Below are 18,579 nucleotides of genomic sequence, written 5' to 3' on the forward strand. Positions count from 1 at the left end.
CAGCCGTCATACCGGCGACCTGTTCTGCACAGTGGTCGTCGAAACACCGGTACGGCTCGACAAACACCAGCGCGAATTGCTCGAGCAGTTCGAGGCGACCTTCGCAGACGCCGAGGAAGCGAAGAAACATTCGCCGCGCAACAGCGGCTTCGTGGAAGGCGTGAAGCAGTTCTGGGCGAAAATGACGGGTTGAGATTCGGGATCCGGGATTTGTGGATTGCGGATTCGGGTTGAAGGCTCGGGATTTCGGACTCACCGCTTTCGCCGTCATTCCGGGGCCACGCACGGCGCGGAACCCGGAATCTGCTTTCGGACCGTTGTGTCTTGGCAGGCGGATTCCGGATCACCACGGTCGCGTCGTCCGGAATGGCGGCCCTTGTAAGCTTTGCAGCGTCGCCTGCACGCAGGCTCCTACCGGGTCGCCTGACTGTGAATCATCCACTCCAACTCGCCATCAATGGCGCCAGCGGCCGCATGGGCCGCGCATTGCAAGCATTGCTGTCCGGCGACGCCCGGTTCGAGCTGGCCGCCTCGATCCACGCATCGGACGAATGGCGCGGCACGCCGAAGCTGGACGTTGTGATCGATTTCAGCGCACCGACAGGATTCGATGCGGCGCTCGCGCACTGCGTGGCATATCGCATTGCATTCGTTAGCGGCACCACTGGACTCGATGCCGCGCAACGCGCGGCATTGATTGAAGCGGCGCACACCATCCCTGTGCTGCACGCCGCCAATTTCAGTCTCGGCATCGCGGTGCTGACTCGCGCGCTGCGAGAGGCCGCCGCGGCGCTGCCCGATTGGGATCTCGAAATCATCGAAGCCCACCACACGCGCAAGGTCGACGCGCCGTCGGGCACCGCACTGGCGCTGGGGCGTGTCGCCGCCGAGGCGCGCAGGCAGGACTTTGATGAGGTTGCCGTGCTGTCACGTGAAGGCCATGTCGGTGCGCGGCCAGACCGTGCAATCGGCTTCGCCACGATTCGTGCGGGCGATATCGTGGGCGAGCACATCGCATTGCTTGCGACGATGGGCGAGCGTCTCGAACTTTCGCACCGCGCCACCGATCGCAGCATTTTCGTGCGTGGTGCGCTGGCAGCCGCGGCTTGGCTCGCAGGCAAGTCGAGTGGCTGCTATTCGCTGGACGACGTGATCGATGCTCGGGCTTGACGGGGCGGCTTGTCATGCCCACTGACGATCTCAACCCGGCGGCTTCCTCCACGATTCGTGGCCGTACGCGATGCGCCATCCTTCGGGCGTGCGCCGCCAGATGTAGGTCACGACGAAGTCGCTGCTGCCGGTCTTCCCGTCCGCAGACGTCCAACGCGACACCAGCGGCCACGTCACGACTTCGACATCGCGGTCCAGAGCCAGGATTCCGGGCGTGCCGTTCTGCGCATAGGTGAATTTTGTGGCGCTCCTGCTTTTGCTCCACCACTTCAACTGCTGCGCACGCAGCGCATCCCAGCCCTGGATGACCTCCCCATTGAACGCGAACGCCAGGCTTTGAGTGTGCTCCATCGGCGCCATGAACGCGTCGGTGTCGTGCGAGTTGGCGGCAGCCAGCATCTTCGACATGATCGGGCTAATGGCTTGCTCCGCCGGTAATGAAGCGGATTGCGCGCAGACGCCTCCCGCAAACACGCCAACGCAAATCATCGCAACAATTGAAACGATCTTTTCCATTGTGTTTTCTCCTCGGACGTGAGGAAGTTCAAGGTTTGCATGATGCCGCGTAAGCCGCGACATCGATCATCTCCGGCACGGTCAAACGTGATGCTTCCGCACGCATCGGCGCGGCGGCGGGTTCGCGGCGTTTGCCCTCGCGGAACAGGATCAGCTCGCGTGCAATGTAAGTCGGCGAGCGGCCGGCCAGCGGCGGCACGATGCCGATGCCAGGCATGGTCCGGCCTTCCAGTGTCGCGCCGTGGCACGACTCGCAGGATGCCACTGCGCCTTTGCCTTTCATGGCGATCACTGCACCACGCGCGATGCTTCCGGGGGGCACGTATGCCACATATCCGACGCGCGTGGCGCTGTACTCGTAGTCATTGAAATTCGTGGGTGTTTCGATGATGCGATCGCCTATCGGTTCGCGCGCGCCACTCTTGTCCGGCGCCAGCACGAAGTCCTTCCAGTGTGTCCTGGGCACGCTCGCGGTTTCGATCACGTGTACGCGCGAGACGAACGGCATCCCGGAAAAATAGTCGACGGCTTGTTGCAGATCATCGGTCGTGAGCGCGCGCGCCTCATCGACCATGTCGCCCGCGGTTTTCGGCCCGCCCATGCCGCGCTGGCCGGAGCGGAACGCCGCGATCTGTTCCAGGATGTACGCCTTCGGCAAGCTGTCCAGCGTTGCCGTGGCGGGCACGCCCGCGCCGCTGATCCTATGGCACAGGGCGCAGGGACGCGTGGGCTTGCGGCCTACCTTCACGATCTGCGGGGCCGGCGGATGATCCTGCGGAAACCAGTCCGCGTCGTGCATGCCCTTCATCTGCGCCTCGGTGTAACTGACCGTGCTGCCGGTCACGTGCAGCACCTTGTCTGGATCGGGCTTGGGCTTCGGCGTGTGCGGGTCACGCGGCGGTGGAAGTACGCATGACAACCCCCAACGGGAAGCACGATGGCGGAGCACGCAAAACATCCGGGCGGCCGATCGGCCGCCCGGATGTACCTTGCGCTTACTTGCCGGCGGTATAGCTGAGGTCGGCGTTGTACCTGTCGAAGTGGTCGGGGGCCTTCGCGATCGAATCGCCGAGCGATTTGCGCAGCGCATCCGTGTCGGCCTGGCCATACACGCTGGCCACCATCTTCCACAACGCGGGATTGGGCTCGGTGCCCACGTCCGCCCAGTCCTTGCTCCGGATCACCAGGATATAGTCGGGCGCGTCGTCACCACCGCCCTCGATCCGCATGGTGGTCCAGTAGTGCGGCCATTTGGCCTTGGCCGCCGCTGCGGTGATTTTCTTGACCGCATCGGTGAAGGCCGCGTCGGCGTCATGCCCCGGCTTCAACGTGTAGTCGATCACGTGCAGGATCGGCGGAGGCGTTTGCTTGCGCCAACCCGCGGGCAGGTGGGTCATGTCAGGCAGCATCACCATGAACGCACTGCTTTCGCCCTTGAGGTGCGGGTTGCTCTGCGCGTGCCAGACCGCGTCGCAGGGCTTTGCCTCGGCGTCGAGGCTGTCCAGTTCGGCCCACGTCATGGGCCCCACGTCGGCCGAATACATGTAGTCATTGCCGGTTTCATGCGTCACTGTCGGCTCGCTGAATTTGACGTGGTGCTCCTGCAGGCACTGGTTGTAGGCCTTGACGCCCGCCTCGTACGCCTGCTGCTGGGCGGGGGCAACGGTATCGGTGTAGTCCCGCCAGACGACCGCCTTGTCCGAATCTGCCGCAAAGGCACTTCCGACAGCGCTTGCCACAAGCGCTGCAACCACACACGCAGTCAGAACCTTCATACATCCTCCGAACATGATTGAGGTCGACGTGCAGCCATCCTCGGCTCCCCGGTCGGACGAAGTGGGGGTGGGCGGCTTCGCGTGGCCGCCAGAATGCACTCGGCGGATTACTTGCCGGCGATGTAGCTCAATTCGGCGTTGTACTTGTCGAAGTGATCGGACATCTTCGCGATTGAATCGTCGAGCGATTTGCGAATCGTTTTGGTCTCGGCTTGTCCGTAGGCATTCGCGACCATCTGCCAGTAATACGGCCACTTCGTATTGTCGGCAGCCGCCGCGTGCGAATTGGCGACGCCGGGGAAGGCAAATGCCACAACCGCACACGCCGTCAAAACCTTCATAACCCCTCCGAGCATCTCGACGTGGCTTTGCCACGAGCTCGTCAGCGCACGTCCCCGAACGTGACGCACGTCACATTACGCCGCGCTGGAACGCCGGTACAAGGGCTTGAAAATGCACGGAATCCCCCACTGGTGGGGGCGAAAACGATGCTTCCGCGGGCCTGGCGGCCCAGCCGAATTCGCCTGGGATCAATCCCGATGCGCGGCGTTGCGGTCGCGGCCGGCGCCGAATTTTTTGTCGAGCCTGCCTGCGATCTTCTTGAAGAAGCGGGTCGCGACGCCGCGCTGTGTCTTGCGCAGCTTTTCTTCCTCGCTGGTCAGCCATGCGACCTGGATCACGCGGCGTTCGCCCTCATAGGGCAGGTGGCCGTGGAAGGAATTGTCGGCACGCTTGAAGATCACGAACTCGCCGTACAGCGGCTTCACTTCCGGCGCGATCGCGGTGTCGATGTCGTCGATCTTCGCAAGGAAGCGCAGGCAGCCGTCGCTGGTGTCATGCCAGTTCGGGTTGAGGTACAGGAGCGCGGTCGCGACCTTGGATTTGCTGTCGGTATGGATGGTGCCGTGGCGCTTGTTGAGATGCCGGCAGATCGTCACCAGCGTCGGAAATTGCCCCAGGTTGCCGATGCCGAGCTTGGCGCCGACCGTGCTGGCGAATGCGGGCGAAGTCAGTGCATCGACCAACGCGCGGATCGATGGTCCGCATTCCTGTTCGTCGTAGGGGAAAAATCCCGCGCCCGAGTATTTCGGAAAGTCGCGTTCCAGATCGGTGCGCGATTGTTCGGGAAGCTGCCCGTGCGCGATCATGAACGGAAACGGATCGCTGCGGATCAGCGTATCCGGGCGATCGAGGCGGGCGGGATCGAGCAGGGTTGCGGCGAGCATGGGATTCGTCCTTGCGGTGCGCGCATTGTATCGCCGGTGTCATGCTGGGCCGTGAATACCAAGCGCGATTCTGCTAACATTGCGACTTGCCTGAATCACTGATCCCCAAGCCCGTTTCCGCGCGGCTTGTGGGTCAACTTGCATCCGGAATCCGCCCATGCCGACGCCCGCCTTGCTCGCCCTCGCCGATGGAACCCTCTTTCACGGCGAGGCCGTCGGGGCGGCGGGTGCGACGGTCGGCGAGGTGGTGTTCAACACCGCGATGACGGGATACCAGGAAATCCTGACCGACGCATCGTATGCACAACAGATCGTCACGCTGACCGCGCCACACGTGGGAAACACCGGTTGCAATGCGCCCGACGAGGAATCCGGCAAGGTGCAGGCGGCAGGACTGATCGTGCGCGACGTGCCGCGCCTCGCTTCCAACTGGCGCAGTACCGAATCGCTGCAGGACTACCTGAAGCGCCATGGCATCGTGGCGATCGCCGACATCGATACGCGCAAGCTTACCCGCATCCTGCGCGACAGGGGCGCGCAACACGGCTGCATCGTGGCGGGCGGATCGATCGATGCCGACGACGCCATCGCGAAGGCACGAGCATTCCCCGGATTGAATGGCGTCGATCTCGCCAAGGTGGTCAGCATCCATGAACGCCAGCCGTGGCCGGAAGGCAACTACGACCTCGATGCGCAGGCGTTTCGCAAGCCTGTCGCGAAGTACAAGGTGGTCACCTATGACTACGGCGTGAAGCGCAACATCCTGCGCCTGTTGGTGGAACAGGGTTGCGAGGTGACGCTGGTTCCGGCGCAGACACCCGCCAGCGACGTGCTTGCGCTGAAGCCCGACGGCATTTGCCTCTCCAATGGTCCCGGTGATCCCGCGGCCTGCGACTATGCGGTCGAGGCCACGCGCAAATTCCTGGACGCGAAGATCCCGCTGTTTGGCATCTGCCTTGGCCATCAGTTGATGGGCCTCGCGCTCGGCGCGAAGACGCTGAAGATGCCCTTCGGCCATCATGGGGCGAATCATCCGGTGAAAGATCTCGATGATGGCCGTGTGCTGATCACCTCGCAGAACCACGGCTTCGCGGTCGATTCCGCCACGCTGCCGTCCAACGTGCGCACCACCCACGTCTCGCTGTTCGACGGCTCGTTGCAGGGTTTCGCACTCACCGACCGTCCCGCATTCTGTTTCCAGGGACATCCCGAGGCGAGTCCGGGGCCGCATGACATCGGTTACCTGTTCCAACGATTCGCGAAGCTGATGCAGGAGGCTCGCTGATGCCCCGCCGCACCGACCTCAAAACCGTCCTGATCATCGGCGCCGGCCCGATCGTGATCGGCCAGGCCTGCGAATTCGACTACTCGGGCGCGCAGGCCTGCAAGGCGCTGCGCGAGGAAGGCTATCGCGTGGTGCTGGTGAATTCGAACCCGGCCACGATCATGACCGATCCCGAGATGGCCGATCGGGTCTACATCGAGCCGATCAACTGGCGCACGGTCGAGCGCATCATCGAGAAGGAAAAACCCGACGCGCTGTTGCCGACGATGGGTGGGCAGACCGCGCTGAACTGCGCGCTGGAACTGGCCGATCACGGCGTGCTGGAAAAACACGGCGTCGAACTGATCGGCGCTTCGCGCGATGCGATCCGCATGGCCGAGGACCGCGAGCTGTTCCGCAACGCGATGGACGAGATCGGGCTGGAATCGCCGAAGTCGGCGATCGCGCGTACGCTGGAAGAGGCCCGCGAGGGCCAGGCCGCGCTTGGCTTTCCGTGCATCGTGCGCCCGTCGTTCACCTTGGGCGGCACCGGCGGCGGCATCGCCTACAACGTCGAGGAATTCGAGCGGATCGTCACGCGCGGGCTGGAACTGTCGCCCGTGCACGAAGTCCTGATCGACGAGTCGGTGCTGGGCTGGAAGGAGTTCGAGATGGAAGTGGTCCGCGACCGCGCGGACAACTGCATCATCGTGTGCTCGATCGAGAACTTCGATCCGATGGGCGTGCACACCGGCGACTCGATCACCGTGGCACCCGCGTTGACGCTGACCGACAAGGAATACCAGCGCCTGCGTAATGCCTCCATTGCGGTACTGCGCAAGATCGGCGTCGACACCGGCGGCAGCAACGTGCAGTTCGGCGTGAATCCCGCCGATGGCCGCGTGGTGGTGATCGAGATGAATCCACGCGTGTCGCGTTCATCCGCACTCGCCTCTAAAGCGACGGGGTTCCCGATTGCGAAAGTGGCGGCCAAACTCGCGGTCGGCTACACGCTGGATGAACTCAAAAACGAGATCACCGGCGGCAAGACGCCGGCGTCGTTCGAGCCGAGCATCGATTACATCGTCACCAAGATCCCGCGCTTCGCGTTCGAAAAGTTTCCGGCCGCCGACCCGCACCTGACCACGCAGATGAAGTCGGTGGGCGAAGTGATGGCGATCGGCCGCACCTTCTCCGAATCGCTGCAGAAGGCGCTGCGTGGACTCGAGACAGGTCATGACGGCCTGAATGCCGGCGGCATCGACTGGAAGACGCCGGAGGGCATGGAATCACTGAAGCGCGAGCTGCGCCAGCCCGGCCCCGAACGCATCTTCCACCTTGGCGATGCATTCCGCGCGGGACTGTCGCTGGAAAACGTGCACGACCTGTGCAAGATCGATCCATGGTTCCTTGCGGCGATCGAGGACATCATCGCCAGCGAAGCCGATGTACGCGCCGGGGGCATGCGTGCGCTGGACGCCGCGCGGATGCGCGAGTTGAAACGCATGGGTTTTTCCGATTCGCGGCTCGCGGCCCTGCTGCAATCGGACGAGCGCGCGGTGCGACACTTGCGCCACACGCTGGACGTGCGTCCGGTGTACAAGCGCGTGGATTCGTGTGCGGCCGAGTTCGCCACCACCACCGCGTACATGTATTCGACCTACGAGGAAGAGTGCGAGGCCGATCCGACCGACCGCAAGAAGATCATGGTGCTGGGTGGCGGCCCCAACCGCATCGGGCAGGGCATCGAATTCGATTACTGCTGCGTGCACGCGGTGCTGGCGCTGCGCGAGGATGGTTTCGAAACCATCATGGTGAATTGCAATCCGGAAACGGTTTCCACCGACTATGACACCTCGGATCGCCTGTATTTCGAACCGGTGACATTGGAAGACGTGCTGGAAATCATGGACAAGGAAAAGCCGGCGGGCGTGATCGTGCAGTACGGCGGCCAGACGCCGCTGAAGTTGGCGCGTGCGCTGGAAGCCGCGGGCGTGCCGATCATCGGCACCTCTTCCGATTCGATCGACCTGGCCGAAGATCGCGAACGCTTCCAGCAATTGATCGACAAGCTGCACCTGAAGCAACCGCCGAACCGCATCGCGCACACCGCCGAGGAGGCGATGGTGCTGGCGCGCGAACTCGGCTATCCGCTGATCGTGCGGCCGAGCTACGTGCTGGGCGGTCGCGCGATGGAAGTGGTGCACGCGTACGAGGACCTCTCACGCTACATCCGCGACGCCGTGCGGGTATCCGACAAATCGCCGGTGCTTCTGGACCGCTTCCTCGACAACGCGGTCGAGGTGGACGTGGATGTGGTCGCCGACGCCGATGGGAACGTGCTGATCGGCGGCATCATGCAGCACATCGAGGAAGCCGGCATTCACAGCGGCGATTCCTCCTGCGTGCTGCCTTCCGTTGATCTTTCCGCCGAAGTGCTCGCCACCTTGCGCGAGTACACCTTCCGCCTGGCGCGCGCACTGAAGGTCATCGGCCTGATGAACGTGCAGTACGCCATTCAGAAGCACAACGGCGATTCCAAGGTCTTCGTGCTGGAAGTGAATCCGCGCGCCTCGCGCACCGTGCCCTATGTTTCGAAAGCGACTGGCGTGCCGCTGGCCAAGATTGCCTCGCGCCTTATGACCGGGCGCAAACTCCGCGAATTTTTGCCCGCCAACATCGAGCGCGCCGCCGATCTCGATACCGGTGCTTGCTTCTACGTCAAGTCGCCGGTGTTTCCGTGGTCGAAGTTTCCCGGCGTCGACACCGTGCTCGGCCCTGAGATGAAATCCACGGGAGAGGTCATGGGCACGGCCGACAACTTCGGAGAAGCTTTCGCCAAGGCCCAGCTTGCCGCCGGCAACCGTCTGCCCACGCGCGGCACCGTCTTTATCAGCGTCACCGACCGCGACAAGCCGCAAGTGGTAGACATTGCCCGCCGCTTCGTGGGCCTCGGCTTCAAGCTGGTTGCCACCACCGGTACTGCACTCGTTGTGGAAGAGGCCGGACTGATTGTCGAGCGCGTCTTCAAGGTGAAAGAAGGACGGCCCAACGTGGTCGATCTGCTCAAGGGTGATCGCATTCAGCTGATCATCAACACGCCGCACGGCGCCGAGCCCTGGTTCGACGAAAAATCCATTCGCCGCGCCGCAGTCACTCACCAAGTGCAGTGCATCACTACCCTGGCAGCGGCTCGTGCCGCCGCCGACGGCATCGCTGCCCTGCAACAGGGCCAAACCAACGTCCGCGCCCTCCAGGCCCTTCACGCCCAGCACGCCGCCATGCGCTAGGCTCAGGCCTGCTTCACACGCTGCGACGGTTTCGTCACCGCATGAAGCATGCGGCACTACCTCACCAGGCCAGGTGACGAGCGTCATAGTGCCGGCGGACATGCCGGTGAACACTGTATCCCTGCCGCTGATGGCCATGGCACCGGAGGCCCGCGTTGGATTTGCACCTGACACCCGAGGAACGAGAGTTGCTGCGCGAAACGCTCGAGGAGCGCCAGCGCGACCTGGTACAGGAAATCGCGCATACTGGACCTCACTTCCGCCAGGTACTGCGCACGAAAGAGAAGGTCCTGGAATCATTGCTCGCGAAAGTCGCCGGCGAGTTGGTAACGGAAGAATGAACGCGCTATTCTTGTAAGGCCGGCGCAAGCTCGAAACTATCGCAACGGAAACGGACCCCATGCTCTTGCACGGAATCTTTCCTCCCATCACCACGCCGTTCTATCCCGACGGCGACGTGTACTACAAAAAGCTCGAATCCAACGTTGACCGCTACTCGCGCTCGCCGGTCGCGGGACTGGTCGTGCAGGGCTCGACCGGCGAAGCCATCCTGCTCAGCGACCAGGAGCGCCGCGACGTGCTCAAGGCCGCGATGGAAGCGGCTGCCCCGAACAAAGTGATGATCGCCGGAACCGGGATCGAGTCCGCCATCGAAACCCTGCGCCTGACCGAGTACGCGGCCAAGCTTGGATACGACGCGGCCATGGTGCGCACGCCGCATTACTACAAATCGCAGATCAACCGGCCGCAGAACATGCTGGCCTTCTATCGCACCGTCGCCGACCGCTCACCGCTGCCCATTATCATCTACAACTTCCCCCAGGCCACCGGCTACGACATGCCCGCGGAAGTGGTGATCCAGCTCGCCGAGCACTCCAACATCATCGCCATCAAGGAATCCAGCGGATCTATCGAGAAGGTGCAGCAGATGGTCGCGCACACGCGTCACATCAAGCGCACCGCTGCCGTAACTGAAGTCCAGGAGGCGGTCACCGGACGCATGAAGAAAGCGGCCGAGGCCGCCGCGAGTTCCGGCAGCCTACCGATCTCGGGCCAGTCGTCCTCCGCCGCGGTCGCCGTGGTCGGCGGGCTCAAGACGCGGCAGAAGGAAGTCGGCTTCCAGGTGATGGTGGGCGCGGCCCAGAAACTGGAACCGTCGCTTGCGGTCGGCGCCGTGGGCGCTATCCTTGCCCTTGCCTGCCCCGCTCCTACCGCCTGTTTCGAGATCTATGCCGCCTGGAAAGAGATGAATGAAAAGGTTGCGCGCGAGAAGCAGGAGCGCATCGCCGAAGCGGCCGTGAAAGTCGTCGGCGAGATGTCGATTGCCGGCGTGAAGTACGCCATGGACCTGAATGGCTACTACGGCGGTCCTGTCCGTTTGCCGCTGCTGTCGCTGAACGCGGAAGAGAAAGCAACGGTCGAGAAGCTGATGGAGAATGTCAAGAACTAGGTGTCGGCCCTTCGGCTGTCGGTTAAGAGAAAGCAACCGCGGATTAGCGCGGATACACGCGGATGGGAAGAAAGATCCGCCAAGATCCGTATGAATCCGCGGTTTCACTTGCTAACCGCAACCTCGGAAACCTGAGTTCAGGCAATTCTTTTCCGCTTGCGGTTCGGGCTGGTTACGTGCACGGAGCGCGAGCGCCCGCCTTCTGCGCCGGCTTTCACCTCGCCGGGTTCTTCGAACATTTCGTCGATGTCGGGCGCTTTGCGCGCCGGATGCCCGTGAAGATCGGGGACTTGTGCAGACTGTCCGCTCCGACCCTGATCCCGGCCCTGCTGTTGTTGACGCCCCTGCTGGCTGCCGGACTTCTGGCGTTGGCCATCTCCGCCGCGCTGCTGCTGCTCGCCGCGACGGTTCTGTTCCGGATGCATGGACAGCGGATGTGTGCCCGGATCCTCGCCTTCGGTCTCGCCGGTGTGCGGGTCCACGATGTAAAGAAGATCGACGAGGTCGGTGGCGTGCTCTTCCTCATCCTTGAGAATGCCCTCGACCATGACGCGGGTGGTTGGATCCTTGTCGCCGAAAAAGCGGATCATCTCGGCGTAAACCTCGATCACCACGCGCTCGGCGATCAGGTCTTCGCGGATCATGTCGGCCAGGGTTTCGCCCTCGATGTACTGCGAGGCGGAACGCTGCAGCAGCGTCTGCGGGCTGAAGTCGGGTTTGCCGCCTAGTTGCGAGATGCGTTCGGCGATCTGGTCGGCGTGTTCGCGCTCGGCGTCGGCGTGCTCCTTGAATTCGTTGGCGACAGCCTTGCCGTGCACCCCGGTGGCCATGAAGTAGTGGTGCATGTAACGGAGCACGCAGACGATCTCGGTGGCCAGGGCCTCGTTGAGAATGGTAATGACGCGGTCTTTGTCCAGACCGTAGGATGCGGTGACCGGACCTTCTTCGATCTTGCGCATGGCGCGCTGGCGAATTTCTTCAACGTCCCGGATGAACAGTGGCATGGAAATCCTCGCTTGCCGGGAATGGGATGGGGAGCGCCGGCGGTTGCTTAGATTCGCAATGTTAGGTGAGTCGTTGTGTGGAAAAGGAGGCAATTGCAATCGAAATCGGCCAGCGATTCCCAAAAGCGGCTGGAGTTGGGCAGCGGCAATCCGGCAGCATCTTGCACAGGGAAAAGGCATCCAATACTATTGATAACGAACGTCCGTTCGAGTCCGGAGTTGATGATGGCCCCCCGGAAAAGCAGCCGCGCTTCCCGCCTCCGCCGGGAGCAGAATGGCGAAACCCGTTTCGACCGCCGCCTGGGGGAGATCCTCGGCTTTGCCACCGATGTCTTTTACACCAAGGGCTACGAAGGGGCGTCGATGCGCGACCTGTCGCGCGCCAGCGGCATGTCGCTGGCCGGGCTCTACTACTACTTTGAATCCAAGGAAAAGCTGCTCTACCTGATCCAGAAGGAAACCTTCGGCACGATCATGGGACAGCTGCGGGCGCGTTTGCAGGATGTGACCGATCCGGAAGAGCGGGTCCGGGTCTTCATTCACAACCACCTCGAATACTTCCTCGCCAACCTGAAGGCCATGAAGGTGCTGTCGCACGAGGACGAGGCGCTGGGCGGACCGCTGGGCGCCGAGATCGCAGCCATGAAGCGCGAGTACTACATCATCATTCGCGGGCTGGTCGAAGACCTGCGGCGCAGCAAGGGCAAGGGCTTCAACGGCGGAATCTCGTCGCGGGTGGCGGCGGTGAGCTTGTTCGGCATGATGAACTGGATTTACACCTGGCACAATCCGCGCCGGGACGCAGGCCCGCAGGAACTGGCGAAATCCATGGCCGACATCTTCCTGCGCGGGCTGCTGGGGAGCAACACTTCCAAGCCGGTCTCAGTGGGGGACACGGCGACAGCGAAACCGGCTGAACGCGGGCAGCGCTCCGCGTCATCCAATATCTGAACTGATCGCGAGCAGCAAAAGGAGCTTTAGGATGGCGAGCACCACTCAGACGGCTGAGGGCACGAAACCGCTTATTCACTACCGCAACGACGGCGGCGTGGGCATCATCACGCTGGACGATCCGCCGGCGAACACCTACACCTACGAAATGAACCGGCAGCTGGACGACGCCATCCTGAAGGCGCGCATGGATAACGACGTCTATGTGATCGTGCTGACCGGGTCGGGCGACAAGTTTTTCTCCGCCGGCGCCAACATCAAGATGTTGGCCAGCGTGGATCCGACGTTCAAGTACTACTTCTGCCTGCACGCCAACGAGACACTGCTGCGGCTGGAACACACGCCGAAGCTGGTCATCGCCGCGCTCAACGGACACACCGTCGGAGGCGGACTGGAAATCGCCATGGCCGCCGACCTGCGCATCGCGCGGCGCGACGCGGGCAAGATCGGGCTGCCGGAGGTCAACCTCGGGGTGCTGCCCGGAACCGGGGGAACGCAACGGCTGTCGCGCCTGGTCGGCAAGTCGAGGGCGATCGAGCTGATCGTCACCGGCAACACGTTCTCGTTTGAAGAGGCCAAGGAGATGGGCATCATCAACGACATCTTCGAGCGCGATAACTTCATGGAGAACGTGCTGGAGTACGCGCGCCAGTTCTGCCCGCCCAACAAGGCCGCCAAGGCGGTGGGCAACATCAAACGCTCCATCCAGACGGGATGGGAGATTCCGATGGAGTCGGCGCTGGCCGTCGAGCGCGAGCTGCAGGCGCTGCTGTTCAATAGCCAGGACGCAAAGGAAGGGCTGAACGCATACGTGGAGAAGCGGCCGGCGGAATTTAAAGCGAAATAGCTCTCGGCCATCGGCCATCGGCTATCGGGTTGCGAGTTTCAGCCCGATGGCCGACTGCCGAGCGCCGGCGGCGGAGTCTTTATGACGACTGCAATGCAGACGAAGATCGAGCCTGGAAAGCTGCTCATCGGCGGCGAGTGGAGGGATGCGGCAAACCGCAAGACATTCGAGACCTGCAATCCCGCAACGGGCGAGGTGCTGACCACGGTTGCCGAGGCCAGCGCCAGCGACGTCGATGCGGCGGTGCAGGCGGCGCGCAAGGCTTTCGACGACATGAGCGGTTCGTGGCGGAAGATGTCGGGCAGCGAGCGCGGGCGCGTGCTCTGGAAGATATCCGAGCTGGTGGAAAAGCACATCGACGAGCTGGCGGAGCTGGAGACGCTCGACAACGGCAAGCCGATTTTCGAATCCCGCTACGTGGACATGCCGATGGTCGCGGATGTCTTCCGCTACTACGCCGGCTGGGCGACGAAGATCCACGGCGAGACGGTCAACATCAACGAAAGCGCCTTCACCTATACCCTGCGCGAACCGGTGGGCGTGGTGGGCGCAATTGTGGCCTGGAATTTCCCGCTGCTGCTGGCGAGCTGGAAGCTGGGCCCGGCGCTGGCCTGCGGAAATACGGTGGTCCTGAAGCCCGCCGAACAGACGCCCCTCACGGCGCTGCGTTTCGGGGAATTGTGCCTGGAAGCGGGATTGCCGGCCGGCGTGTTGAACATCGTGACCGGCGGGCCGCAGACAGGCAAAGCCCTGGTGCAGCACCCGCAGGTGGACAAGGTGGCGTTTACGGGCTCGACCATGGTCGGCAAAGAGATCATGCGCTCGGCCGCCGAGACGCTGAAACGGGTGACGCTGGAGCTGGGCGGCAAGTCCCCCAACATCGTCTTCGCCGACTCCGACTTGGACAACGCGGTAAAGGGAGCGATCAACGGAATTTTCTACGGCAAAGGCGAGGTGTGCTGCGCCGGGTCGAGGTTGTTCGTCGAGAAGAAAGTGGAAGACGAATTCCTGACCAAGCTGGTGGAGCGCACCAGGAAGCTGCGGCCCGGCGATCCACTGGATCCCAAGACCCGCCTGGGCGCGATTGTCAGCGAGCAGCAGATGAAGACAGTGCTGGGATACATCGAGGCCGGCAAGAGCGAGGGCGCGCAGGTAATGATCGGCGGCAATCGCGTTGAGATGGGCAACGGCAAGGGCTACTTCATCGAGCCGACAATCTTTGGCGGCGTGCGCAACGAGATGAAGATCGCGCAGGAAGAGATCTTCGGGCCGGTGCTGGCCGCGCTGCCGTTCGATGACGTCGAGCAGGTGGCGGAACTGGCAAACCGCAACCCCTATGGACTGGCGGCGGCAATCTGGACGCGCGACATCAGGAAAGCGCACGCGCTCTCTCGCCGTCTGAAGGCGGGGACAGTGTGGATCAACACCTACGGCCTGATGGACGCGGCGCTGCCGTTCGGCGGCTTCAAGCAGTCAGGTTTTGGACGTGAATTAGGCTTGCACGCGATTGAGCACTACACGGAATTGAAGAGTGTGTGGTTGAGCCTATGACGTCCTCAGCCGCGGTGGTTAGTCGTTCGAAAATTTCGAACGGCCGCAGCCAACGACGAACGATCAACGACGAGGTTTTTTTCGAATGCCAGGAAAAGTTCTGAAGATCGGCCAGTTCAGCGACTGGATTGGCCTGTTCGACGAGTGGCGCAAGGACATCGGGATCAACCAGGCCGAGGTTGCCGGGTTCAAATTCGACACGCTCTACGGCGCGATCGAAACCGACGAGATCCAGTTTGGCCACTACAAGGGACGCCGCAAGTGGGAAAACCTGCGCCAGATCCCGACCCAGCAGATGCGCGATGCGCTGATGAACCTGATCGTCTACCAGGGCGACACCGAGTTCGCCAGCGTCGAGCAGCAGCGGTATCTGTACGAGACCGCGCCCACCGATTACGACCGCAAGGCGCTGCTGCGGGTGTGGATCGAGGAGATGCGTCACGGCTGGCAGATGTGCGCGCTGCTGGTGGACCACTTCGGCCACTCCGGCAAAGTCGAGGCGCAGAAGATGCTGGAGCGCCGCGCCTTCGAGAACAAGCGCTTGCTCGGCGCCTTTAACGTCGACGTCGACAACTGGATGGACTTTTTCACCTACACGGATTTCGTCGATCGCGACGGCAAGTTCCAGTTGCAGATGCTGAAGTTCTCCGCCTTCGCGCCGCTGGGACGGTCCATGTCTTACATGCTGCGTGAAGAAGCGTTCCACATGGGCACCGGCAACGACGGCCTGGCGCGCGTGGTGAAGGCCGGGAAGGTGCCGGCGTGGCTGATCCAGAAATATCTGAACAAGTGGATTTCGGGCTCCTATGACCTGTTCGGCACGGACCATTCCTCCTCGGCGCATTGGGCGTACGTGTGGGGAATCAAGGGACGCTACGACGAGCCCAAGAATGGGCAGGAACCCGATCTCGACGACCTCAACGACTACAACCGCAACCTGTATCGCGACGAGGTGGGAGGACTGATCGAGCGCATCAACAAATATTTGCCGGCACAAGCCGAGCCGCTTTATACGCCGGACATCAAGTTCAATCGCGCCATTGGCCGCTGGGCGAGGCAGAAGTTCCATCCCCAGACCGGCGAGGCGATGGAAGACAAGGTGTACGAGCAGCAGATTGACTCCTTCATGCCCACCCCGTCGGACAAGCAGTTGCTGGTGGACATCATCAATAATGAGAAGAACTGGATTGCCGAAAAGGCCGGCGCGCGCGACCCGCTGGAGACGATCGCGGAGCCGAGGAAGTCGGCGATAAATCTATAAGCGCGTGAGCCGTCCGCGATTCTGGACGAAAGTAAACAGCTTTCGCGTTTCAGGTTTCACGTTGCACAGGTTCTGGTGGCACTCGGTAACGTGAAACGTGCGAGAAGGATGCACCATGGCGACCGCCAGGAATTTCAATTACGACCGGCTCATGGTTTCGATGCAGGCGCCGGTGGCGCGCATCATCCTGGCGAACCCGCCGGTGAATGTGATCGACCTCTCGATGATGGATGAGCTGCTGGTCGCATTCGAGGAAATCGAAGCGCGGCCGGAGATCGCGGGCGTGGTGCTGGCGGGTGGAGATCGCGCGTTTTCCGCGGGCGTGGACGTAGCCGCCCACACCCCGGACAAAGTCCGCGACATGCTGGTGAAGTTTCACTCCGTGATCCGGGCGATCATCGCCACCCGCAAAGTCACCGTCGCGGCGGTGCGCGGGGATTGCCTGGGCGGCGGAGCGGAGCTGGCGGCGGTCTGCGACCTGGTGTTTACCACCGACACGGCGAGCTGGGGTTTTCCTGAAATTTCCCTGGGCTGCTTTCCGCCAGTCGCAGCCGTAGTGCTGGCCGGAATTGTGGGGCAGAAACGCGCCTCGGACCTGATCCTGACCGGGCGGCGGATCAGCGGCGAAGAGGCAATGCGCATCGGGCTGGCCAATGAGGCTGTTGCCGATGATGAATTGTCGGAGCTGGTGGATGAGACCGCGGAACGCATAACGAAGCTGAGTTCCGCAGCGCTGGCGATAACCAAGAAAGCGCTTTACGCGTGGGACGCCATGCACGTCGAAAAGGGACTGATGCGCGCGGAGAAGATCTACCTGGAAGAGCTGATGGAGCTGGAAGACGCGCGCGAGGGAATCCGGGCATTCATGGAGAAGCGCGCGCCAGTGTGGAAAGGGAAGTAGCTGTCAGCTGTTTGCAATCAGCTTTCAGCCAAAAACCGTTATGGAATTTGAAATTACACCCGGAGAAGTCAGGCGAAAGCTGGACAGCCCTGAGCCTCCTGTGCTGCTCGACGTGCGCGAACCGGTGGAGCTGCAGATGGCGCGGATTGAAGGAGCATTGCACATGCCGATGGGAGAGGTTCCCATGCGTGCGAGCCAGGAACTTGATCCGGACGCTCACATCGTGGTCCTGTGTCATCACGGGGTACGCTCGCTGAACGTGACCAATTGGCTGCGGCAGCAGGGCTTCGAAAAAGTGCAGTCGATGCGCGGCGGCATCGATCGCTGGTCGCGCGAGGTGGATGCAAGCGTGCCGACGTACTAAGCACCCAGCCATCAGCACTCAGCATTCAGCGCCGGGATTGGGAACAACGTGGATGGCTGAATGCTGACTGCTGAATGCCGAATGTTTGCCAATGAAGAAGGAACTCGTCACCCTCAAGATTAACGGCCGCGTGCACGAGCTCGCCAGCGAGCCCAACCGGCTGCTGCTCGACGTGCTGCGGGTGGACCTGGGGCTCACTGGGTCGAAGCGCGGCTGCGACGATTCCTCCTGCGGCGCGTGCACGGTGCAGTTGGATGGTGTGCCGGTGCTGGCGTGCACGCTGCTGGCCGCATCGTGCCAGGAGCAGGAGATCACGACGGTGGAAGGAATCGCCGAGCATGGCTCGCTGGCGGCGATCCAGAAGGCTTACGGCGATTGGGGCGGAGCGCAGTGCGGATACTGTACGCCCGGCTTCATGATGACCGTGGATCACCTGCTGGCGGAAAATCCGGATCCGTCGGAAGAGGATATTCGCCATGCGCTGAGCGGCAATTTGTGCCGCTGCACCGGCTACATGCAGATGTTCCAGGCGATCAAGGCCGCCATCGATGCGGAGCGCAAGGGCAGAGACGCGGTGAGCCGATGACCTACGTGGTGGTCACAATTAAGAAAGTTAAAGACCTGGAAGCCTTTCGCGAATATGCCGTGCGCGTCTACCCGATCGTCGAACGCTACGGCGGAAAATACGTGGCGGTGGACAAGACTCCGGACGTGCGGGACGGCGAGTGGCCGTTTGTGCGCACCGTGATTATCGCGTATCCCAACTTTGCCGCGGCGCAAAAATGGTATGACTCTCCCGAGTACCGGGAGATCATCCCCATGCGCCAGCGAGCGATTGACGCCAACATCGCCATCGTGCGCGATCCGGAGGAAGCGGGTATCGACATGGATCCGCGGAAGAGCGGCTCATGAGCGAATTCACCACCATCGGGAAGCCGGTTGCTTTTGTTGACGCGGCGGACAAGACCACCGGGCACGGCAAATACACCGACGACCTCAGCGTTCCCGG

General features: G+C 62.4%; 20 protein-coding genes. 14 read left to right on the forward strand and 6 right to left on the reverse strand.

Annotated elements, in window-relative coordinates; translation table 11 throughout:
- Together VFI82_02960 and dapB are read left to right on the forward strand one after the other, a co-directional pair.
- On the forward strand, positions 1-193 hold a 193-nt coding region (locus tag VFI82_02960), incomplete at its 5' end, for a hypothetical protein (protein HET7183615.1).
- Between the two features lie 236 nt (positions 194-429).
- The gene (dapB, locus tag VFI82_02965; protein ID HET7183616.1) at positions 430-1,170 is read left to right on the forward strand and encodes a 4-hydroxy-tetrahydrodipicolinate reductase; all 741 of its coding nucleotides are present in this window, start codon (positions 430-432) and stop codon (positions 1,168-1,170) included.
- A 30-nt stretch (positions 1,171-1,200) separates the two neighbouring features.
- On the opposite strand, the gene VFI82_02970 is transcribed toward dapB, so the two are convergent.
- The 5 genes from VFI82_02970 to VFI82_02990 form a co-directional block, all read right to left on the reverse strand.
- Positions 1,201-1,686: a nuclear transport factor 2 family protein gene (locus tag VFI82_02970; protein HET7183617.1), complete on the reverse strand. Its 486-nt coding sequence runs from the start codon at positions 1,684-1,686 to the stop codon at positions 1,201-1,203.
- A gap of 28 nt (positions 1,687-1,714) precedes the next feature.
- A complete protein-coding gene (locus VFI82_02975; GenBank protein HET7183618.1) occupies positions 1,715-2,635 on the reverse strand; it encodes a hypothetical protein in 921 nt (306 codons plus the stop codon).
- 46 nt (positions 2,636-2,681) lie between these two features.
- Positions 2,682-3,461, reverse strand: coding sequence for a hypothetical protein (locus tag VFI82_02980; GenBank protein ID HET7183619.1), 780 nt, complete (start codon positions 3,459-3,461; stop codon positions 2,682-2,684).
- A 107-nt stretch (positions 3,462-3,568) separates the two neighbouring features.
- Positions 3,569-3,802, reverse strand: coding sequence for a hypothetical protein (locus VFI82_02985; protein ID HET7183620.1), 234 nt, complete (start codon positions 3,800-3,802; stop codon positions 3,569-3,571).
- A gap of 189 nt (positions 3,803-3,991) precedes the next feature.
- Positions 3,992-4,687, reverse strand: a complete 696-nt coding sequence (locus VFI82_02990; GenBank protein ID HET7183621.1) for a 2OG-Fe(II) oxygenase — start codon at positions 4,685-4,687, stop codon at positions 3,992-3,994.
- A 157-nt stretch (positions 4,688-4,844) separates the two neighbouring features.
- Here VFI82_02990 and carA point away from each other — a divergent pair, with 157 nt between their 5' ends.
- From carA to VFI82_03010, 4 genes are all read left to right on the forward strand, one after another.
- On the forward strand, positions 4,845-5,972 hold the full coding sequence (carA, locus tag VFI82_02995) for a glutamine-hydrolyzing carbamoyl-phosphate synthase small subunit (protein ID HET7183622.1): 1,128 nt from the start codon (positions 4,845-4,847) through the stop codon (positions 5,970-5,972).
- Positions 5,972-9,241 carry a carbamoyl-phosphate synthase large subunit gene (gene carB / locus VFI82_03000; protein ID HET7183623.1) on the forward strand — a complete coding sequence of 1,090 codons (3,270 nt, stop codon included), beginning with the start codon at positions 5,972-5,974 and terminating at the stop codon, positions 9,239-9,241. Before carA ends, carB begins: the two co-directional genes overlap by 1 nt.
- Positions 9,242-9,396: 155 nt before the next feature.
- A complete protein-coding gene (locus tag VFI82_03005; GenBank protein ID HET7183624.1) occupies positions 9,397-9,582 on the forward strand; it encodes a hypothetical protein in 186 nt (61 codons plus the stop codon).
- A gap of 59 nt (positions 9,583-9,641) precedes the next feature.
- Positions 9,642-10,691, forward strand: coding sequence for a dihydrodipicolinate synthase family protein (locus VFI82_03010; protein ID HET7183625.1), 1,050 nt, complete (start codon positions 9,642-9,644; stop codon positions 10,689-10,691).
- 137 nt (positions 10,692-10,828) lie between these two features.
- Here the strand turns inward: VFI82_03010 and VFI82_03015 are convergent, their stop codons facing one another.
- Positions 10,829-11,695, reverse strand: a complete 867-nt coding sequence (locus VFI82_03015) for a ferritin-like domain-containing protein (protein ID HET7183626.1) — start codon at positions 11,693-11,695, stop codon at positions 10,829-10,831.
- 225 nt (positions 11,696-11,920) lie between these two features.
- Between VFI82_03015 and VFI82_03020 the strand changes: the two genes are divergently transcribed.
- From VFI82_03020 to VFI82_03055, 8 genes are all read left to right on the forward strand, one after another.
- A complete protein-coding gene (locus VFI82_03020; GenBank protein HET7183627.1) occupies positions 11,921-12,646 on the forward strand; it encodes a TetR/AcrR family transcriptional regulator in 726 nt (241 codons plus the stop codon).
- Positions 12,647-12,677: 31 nt separating this feature from the next.
- Entirely contained in the window at positions 12,678-13,493 is an 816-nt protein-coding gene (locus VFI82_03025) for an enoyl-CoA hydratase/isomerase family protein (GenBank protein HET7183628.1), read from the forward strand.
- An 81-nt stretch (positions 13,494-13,574) separates the two neighbouring features.
- Entirely contained in the window at positions 13,575-15,044 is a 1,470-nt protein-coding gene (gene betB, locus VFI82_03030; GenBank protein ID HET7183629.1) for a betaine-aldehyde dehydrogenase, read from the forward strand.
- An 85-nt stretch (positions 15,045-15,129) separates the two neighbouring features.
- Positions 15,130-16,305 (forward strand): Phenylacetic acid catabolic protein, encoded by a 1,176-nt coding sequence (locus VFI82_03035; GenBank protein ID HET7183630.1) that lies wholly within the window; start codon positions 15,130-15,132, stop codon positions 16,303-16,305.
- Between the two features lie 115 nt (positions 16,306-16,420).
- Positions 16,421-17,206, forward strand: a complete 786-nt coding sequence (locus tag VFI82_03040; protein HET7183631.1) for an enoyl-CoA hydratase/isomerase family protein — start codon at positions 16,421-16,423, stop codon at positions 17,204-17,206.
- Between the two features lie 40 nt (positions 17,207-17,246).
- Positions 17,247-17,570: a rhodanese-like domain-containing protein gene (locus tag VFI82_03045; GenBank protein HET7183632.1), complete on the forward strand. Its 324-nt coding sequence runs from the start codon at positions 17,247-17,249 to the stop codon at positions 17,568-17,570.
- Between the two features lie 91 nt (positions 17,571-17,661).
- Positions 17,662-18,156: a (2Fe-2S)-binding protein gene (locus tag VFI82_03050; GenBank protein ID HET7183633.1), complete on the forward strand. Its 495-nt coding sequence runs from the start codon at positions 17,662-17,664 to the stop codon at positions 18,154-18,156.
- A 5-nt stretch (positions 18,157-18,161) separates the two neighbouring features.
- Positions 18,162-18,482, forward strand: a complete 321-nt coding sequence (locus VFI82_03055) for a DUF1330 domain-containing protein (protein ID HET7183634.1) — start codon at positions 18,162-18,164, stop codon at positions 18,480-18,482.
- Positions 18,483-18,579 lie beyond the last annotated feature (97 nt).

The sequence above is a fragment of the Terriglobales bacterium genome, assembly GCA_035691485.1.
Lineage (GTDB): Bacteria > Acidobacteriota > Terriglobia > Terriglobales > Acidobacteriaceae > JAIQGF01.

What these genes read in the sequence shown, in the direction of transcription:
- VFI82_02970 (HET7183617.1), bottom strand. Translation starts at nt 1,686, where the DNA reads ATGGAAAAGATCGTTTCAATTGTTGCGATGATTTGCGTTGGCGTGTTT.
- VFI82_02980 (HET7183619.1), bottom strand. Translation starts at nt 3,461, where the DNA reads ATGAAGGTTCTGACTGCGTGTGTGGTTGCAGCGCTTGTGGCAAGCGCT.
- VFI82_02985 (HET7183620.1), bottom strand. Translation starts at nt 3,802, where the DNA reads ATGAAGGTTTTGACGGCGTGTGCGGTTGTGGCATTTGCCTTCCCCGGC.
- VFI82_02990 (HET7183621.1), bottom strand. Translation starts at nt 4,687, where the DNA reads ATGCTCGCCGCAACCCTGCTCGATCCCGCCCGCCTCGATCGCCCGGAT.
- carA (HET7183622.1), top strand. Translation starts at nt 4,845, where the DNA reads ATGCCGACGCCCGCCTTGCTCGCCCTCGCCGATGGAACCCTCTTTCAC.
- carB (HET7183623.1), top strand. Translation starts at nt 5,972, where the DNA reads ATGCCCCGCCGCACCGACCTCAAAACCGTCCTGATCATCGGCGCCGGC.
- VFI82_03010 (HET7183625.1), top strand. Translation starts at nt 9,642, where the DNA reads ATGCTCTTGCACGGAATCTTTCCTCCCATCACCACGCCGTTCTATCCC.
- VFI82_03015 (HET7183626.1), bottom strand. Translation starts at nt 11,695, where the DNA reads ATGCCACTGTTCATCCGGGACGTTGAAGAAATTCGCCAGCGCGCCATG.
- VFI82_03020 (HET7183627.1), top strand. Translation starts at nt 11,921, where the DNA reads ATGGCCCCCCGGAAAAGCAGCCGCGCTTCCCGCCTCCGCCGGGAGCAG.
- VFI82_03025 (HET7183628.1), top strand. Translation starts at nt 12,678, where the DNA reads ATGGCGAGCACCACTCAGACGGCTGAGGGCACGAAACCGCTTATTCAC.
- betB (HET7183629.1), top strand. Translation starts at nt 13,575, where the DNA reads ATGACGACTGCAATGCAGACGAAGATCGAGCCTGGAAAGCTGCTCATC.
- VFI82_03035 (HET7183630.1), top strand. Translation starts at nt 15,130, where the DNA reads ATGCCAGGAAAAGTTCTGAAGATCGGCCAGTTCAGCGACTGGATTGGC.
- VFI82_03040 (HET7183631.1), top strand. Translation starts at nt 16,421, where the DNA reads ATGGCGACCGCCAGGAATTTCAATTACGACCGGCTCATGGTTTCGATG.
- VFI82_03045 (HET7183632.1), top strand. Translation starts at nt 17,247, where the DNA reads ATGGAATTTGAAATTACACCCGGAGAAGTCAGGCGAAAGCTGGACAGC.
- VFI82_03050 (HET7183633.1), top strand. Translation starts at nt 17,662, where the DNA reads ATGAAGAAGGAACTCGTCACCCTCAAGATTAACGGCCGCGTGCACGAG.